This is a genomic window from Petroclostridium xylanilyticum, assembly GCF_002252565.1.
Taxonomy (GTDB): domain Bacteria; phylum Bacillota; class Clostridia; order SK-Y3; family SK-Y3; genus Petroclostridium; species Petroclostridium xylanilyticum.
Genome location: NZ_NPML01000015.1, coordinates 1 through 4075, shown reverse-complemented (window position 1 = coordinate 4075; position 4075 = coordinate 1). Strand labels below are relative to the sequence as shown.

The 4075-nt window shown below is 36.9% G+C and carries 5 protein-coding genes; all 5 read left to right on the top strand.

The window, feature by feature from the left end; genetic code table 11:
* Window positions 1–194 precede the first annotated feature (194 nt).
* Window positions 195–1037: a fumarate hydratase gene (locus tag CIB29_RS09955; protein ID WP_094549289.1), complete on the top strand. Its 843-nt coding sequence runs from the start codon at window positions 195–197 to the stop codon at window positions 1035–1037.
* Window positions 1038–1141: 104 nt separating this feature from the next.
* The gene (locus CIB29_RS09950) at window positions 1142–1546 is read left to right on the top strand and encodes a hypothetical protein (protein ID WP_242965153.1); all 405 of its coding nucleotides are present in this window, start codon (window positions 1142–1144) and stop codon (window positions 1544–1546) included.
* Window positions 1546–2556: a ribonuclease HIII gene (rnhC, locus tag CIB29_RS09945; RefSeq protein ID WP_094549287.1), complete on the top strand. Its 1011-nt coding sequence runs from the start codon at window positions 1546–1548 to the stop codon at window positions 2554–2556. Before CIB29_RS09950 ends, rnhC begins: the two co-directional genes overlap by 1 nt.
* A gap of 199 nt (window positions 2557–2755) precedes the next feature.
* A complete protein-coding gene (hpf, locus tag CIB29_RS09940; protein ID WP_094549285.1) occupies window positions 2756–3295 on the top strand; it encodes a ribosome hibernation-promoting factor, HPF/YfiA family in 540 nt (179 codons plus the stop codon).
* 205 nt (window positions 3296–3500) lie between these two features.
* Window positions 3501–4075: fumarate hydratase (locus tag CIB29_RS09935; RefSeq protein ID WP_094549283.1), on the top strand; the 575-nt coding region annotated here is incomplete at its 3' end.

Here is a 4075-nt window from a genome sequence, read left to right as displayed (position 1 = left end):
GGCATAAATTGTCTCGGCTTATTTTTAAATTATAGTAAACCATGGGGACGGTTCTTCTGACACATAAAAAGAGCATGTGACAGAGAACCGTCCCTGTGTCATCTTTCAGGCACTGAGTTATTATTTCTTCTTCTATTCTTGAGAATTTTCCTCCATTATCATATAATATCCTTAAAAAAATAGGAGTGGGGAAAATGCGTGAAATCAATGCGAATCAAGTTATTGAAACAGTTGAAAAATTATGTATAGATGCAAACTATTATCTTAATGAGGATATTAAGTATGGAATTCAAAATTTTATGGAAAGTGAAAAATCACCGGTTGGAAAGGACATATTAAATAAGCTGATAGAAAATGCAGAAATTGCGAAAGAGCAGAATATGCCCATTTGCCAGGACACGGGGATGGCGGTTATCTTTGTAGAAGCTGGACAGGATGCCCATATCGTTGGAGGCAGTTTGACTGATGCAATTAATGAAGGTGTAAGAAGGGGATACGAAAAAGGCTATCTGCGGAAATCGGTGGTAAAAGATCCATTGGACAGGGTAAATACAGGCGATAATACACCGGCTGTCATACATTATGACATTGTGCCGGGAGACAAAATTAAAATAATTGCAGCGCCTAAAGGCTTTGGCAGTGAGAATATGAGCGCAGTAAAAATGCTTAAGCCTTCAGATGGTGTAAAGGGTGTAATAGATTTTGTTATTCAAACGGTAGACCGGGCCGGAGCAAATCCATGTCCTCCCATAGTGGTAGGGGTTGGAATAGGAGGGACCATGGAAAAAGCGGCATATCTTGCCAAAAAAGCTCTGTTACGGCCAATCAATCAAAGAAGCCATAATGAGTATTATGGAAGTCTCGAGCAGGAACTGCTGGAAAAGATAAACAGGCTTGGGATTGGACCGCAGGGATTGGGGGGGACAACCACGGCACTTGCAGTGAACATTGAAACTTTTCCTACCCATATTGCCGGCTTGCCGGTGGCCGTAAATATAAGCTGCCATGTGGCACGCCATGCTGAGGCAGTATTATGACAAGGAAAATTGGAGATGGTTCTTAAATTTCACAGCTTGTATTTAAAAATCTGTTAAGGTATAATGATTGATATAGGAAAACTAAGTTAAAAGGAGAGTGAGGGATGGTGGAGCAGCAGATTTTAGAATTGCTGGCAGGAATGAAAAGTGACATTGAATACATGAAGAAACAGATGGCAGATATAGACGAGATCAAAGAAAAAGTAAAAGATATAGATGTAATCAAAGAAAAGGTAAAAGACATAGACGTAATTAAAGAAAAGGTAAATGACATAGATGTGATTAAAGAAGATATTGCTGCAATAAAAATTCAGCTGGATGAAAACACACAAATCCTGAAGGCATTGGAGCATTCGGCGCAGGTAAATAAAGCCGAGCACGACAAAATTTTTCACGAGATTGCAGAAATGAGCGGAGAAATCAAGGCAATAAGAAAAGACCTGACAACGGTGGAAATTGTAACTTCAAATAATTGGAATGAACTTGCCAGATTAAAAGCAGTCAGATAATGGCTGCTTTTGTTTTTAAACGGAGTGATGATATGCAGTATTGTTCGATAGAATATTTAAACAAATTATTGGATAAAAAGCTGCCGGAAGCAATAAACAGCGGCTTTCAATTGGATACATACAAAGAAATTCCTTACGGTATCCAGCTATTTTTTATTTGTAATGGGACAAAATATATTTTGAACCTTTATTATACAGAGAAAAAAGGTCTAAAAATAGTTAGTAATATAAAGAAGCCAGATGAAAAAAATGATATACTAACAAATATATTTTCTACAAATACTATTGAAGCATTTTTTACAGCAAAATCTAAACCAAAAAACAATGAGGCATTATTAGACCTTAGCGGATTGAATTTTAACGTATGGATAGGGACTGACGAATCGGGAAAAGGGGATTATTTCGGTCCTCTCGTAGCTGCAGGTTTTATTATTGATAAAAAAATTGTTAGAGAAATTGAAGAACTGGGTATAAAAGATAGTAAGAAGATAACTGATAAAAAAATATCAGATATTGCAGCCTATTTGCATAAGAATTTCCAGGATAGAATCAGTATTTGTGAGGTACCTCCGGACAAGTACAACCAGTTGTATACAAAAATGATAGGACAAAAAATGAATTTAAATCACCTTCTTGCGTGGGCCCATGCAAGAGTTATAGAAAATTTGCTTGCCCGTAAATATAAGGTTGAAGGTGCTATTGTCGACCAATTTGGAAATGAAAAATACATAAAAGAGGCTTTAATGGAACGTGGACGTGAAGTTACACTTATCCAGAGACCTAAGGGTGAAGAGGATCTGGCCGTTGCTACAGCTTCTGTACTTGCACGGGAAAGATTTGTTATAAGGGTGAATGAACTGCAAGAAAGATATGGGATTGTTTTCCCTAAAGGAGCTGGACAAGCAGTAACTGCAACCGCAGAAAAGTTTATAGAAAAATATGGTAAAATCGAATTGGAAAAGGTGGCGAAGGTACACTTTAAGATAACGGAAAACGTAGAGAAGAGATAACGGAAACCGTTGTCCACAAACCAAAAATTTTTGCTAAAATTGCAGGAAGATTTTATATATTGTCGAATATATAATATTGTAAAAGTTTTGTTAAGAATAATGTAATGGTTGTGTTAAATTCAGGTCATAATATTAAAGATTATACTTAACAAAACTTATATTCATCATATCAGTAACTCAATATAAAGGAGCTGAGCTTATGAGATTTATCATCACAGGAAGAAAACTTGACGTAACCGATGGCTTGAGAGACAGGATTCACAAAAAGTTAGGTAAGTTGGATAAGTTCTTTGATGCCGACACAGAAGTGCATGTTACACTGGAAGTTGAAAAGGACAGGCAAATTGTCGAAGTCACTATTCCTTTTAACGGAATGATCCTTAGAGCTGAAGAAGCAAATAGTGATATGTACGCTTCAATAGATAAAATAGTGGACACCCTGGAAAGACAGATCAGGAAAAATAAAACCCGTCTTGCAAAGAAACTAAAAGAGAACGCCTTTGTAGTTGAAACAGTCAATGACGGATTACCACCTAATGATTTTGAAGAGGAAACAGAGTTTAACATAGTAAAGACCAAGAGATTTGCAATTAAACCTATGGATATTGAAGAAGCTATCCTGCAGATGAATCTTTTGGGACATCAATTTTTCGTATTCTCAAATGCAGATACTGAAGAAGTAAATGTAGTATATAGAAGAAAAGATGGAAATTACGGGTTGATTGAACCTGAATTTTAAAAATAAGCCGAGGCATAAATTGTCTCGGCTTATTTTTAAATTATAGTAAACCATGGGGACGGTTCTTCTGACACATAAAAAGAGCATGTGACAGAGAACCGTCCCTGTGTCATCTTTCAGGCACTGAGTTATTATTTCTTCTTCTATTCTTGAGAATTTTCCTCCATTATCATATAATATCCTTAAAAAAATAGGAGTGGGGAAAATGCGTGAAATCAATGCGAATCAAGTTATTGAAACAGTTGAAAAATTATGTATAGATGCAAACTATTATCTTAATGAGGATATTAAGTATGGAATTCAAAATTTTATGGAAAGTGAAAAATCACCGGTTGGAAAGGACATATTAAATAAGCTGATAGAAAATGCAGAAATTGCGAAAGAGCAGAATATGCCCATTTGCCAGGACACGGGGATGGCGGTTATCTTTGTAGAAGCTGGACAGGATGCCCATATCGTTGGAGGCAGTTTGACTGATGCAATTAATGAAGGTGTAAGAAGGGGATACGAAAAAGGCTATCTGCGGAAATCGGTGGTAAAAGATCCATTGGACAGGGTAAATACAGGCGATAATACACCGGCTGTCATACATTATGACATTGTGCCGGGAGACAAAATTAAAATAATTGCAGCGCCTAAAGGCTTTGGCAGTGAGAATATGAGTGCAGTAAAAATGCTTAAGCCTTCAGATGGTGTAAAGGGTGTAATAGATTTTGTTATTCAAACGGTAGACCAGGCCGGAGCAAATCCATGTCCTCCCATAGTGGTAGGGGTTGGAAT

What these genes read in the sequence shown, in the direction of transcription:
- CIB29_RS09955 (WP_094549289.1), top strand. Translation starts at nt 195, where the DNA reads ATGCGTGAAATCAATGCGAATCAAGTTATTGAAACAGTTGAAAAATTA.
- hpf (WP_094549285.1), top strand. Translation starts at nt 2,756, where the DNA reads ATGAGATTTATCATCACAGGAAGAAAACTTGACGTAACCGATGGCTTG.
- CIB29_RS09950 (WP_242965153.1), top strand. Translation starts at nt 1,142, where the DNA reads ATGGTGGAGCAGCAGATTTTAGAATTGCTGGCAGGAATGAAAAGTGAC.
- rnhC (WP_094549287.1), top strand. Translation starts at nt 1,546, where the DNA reads ATGGCTGCTTTTGTTTTTAAACGGAGTGATGATATGCAGTATTGTTCG.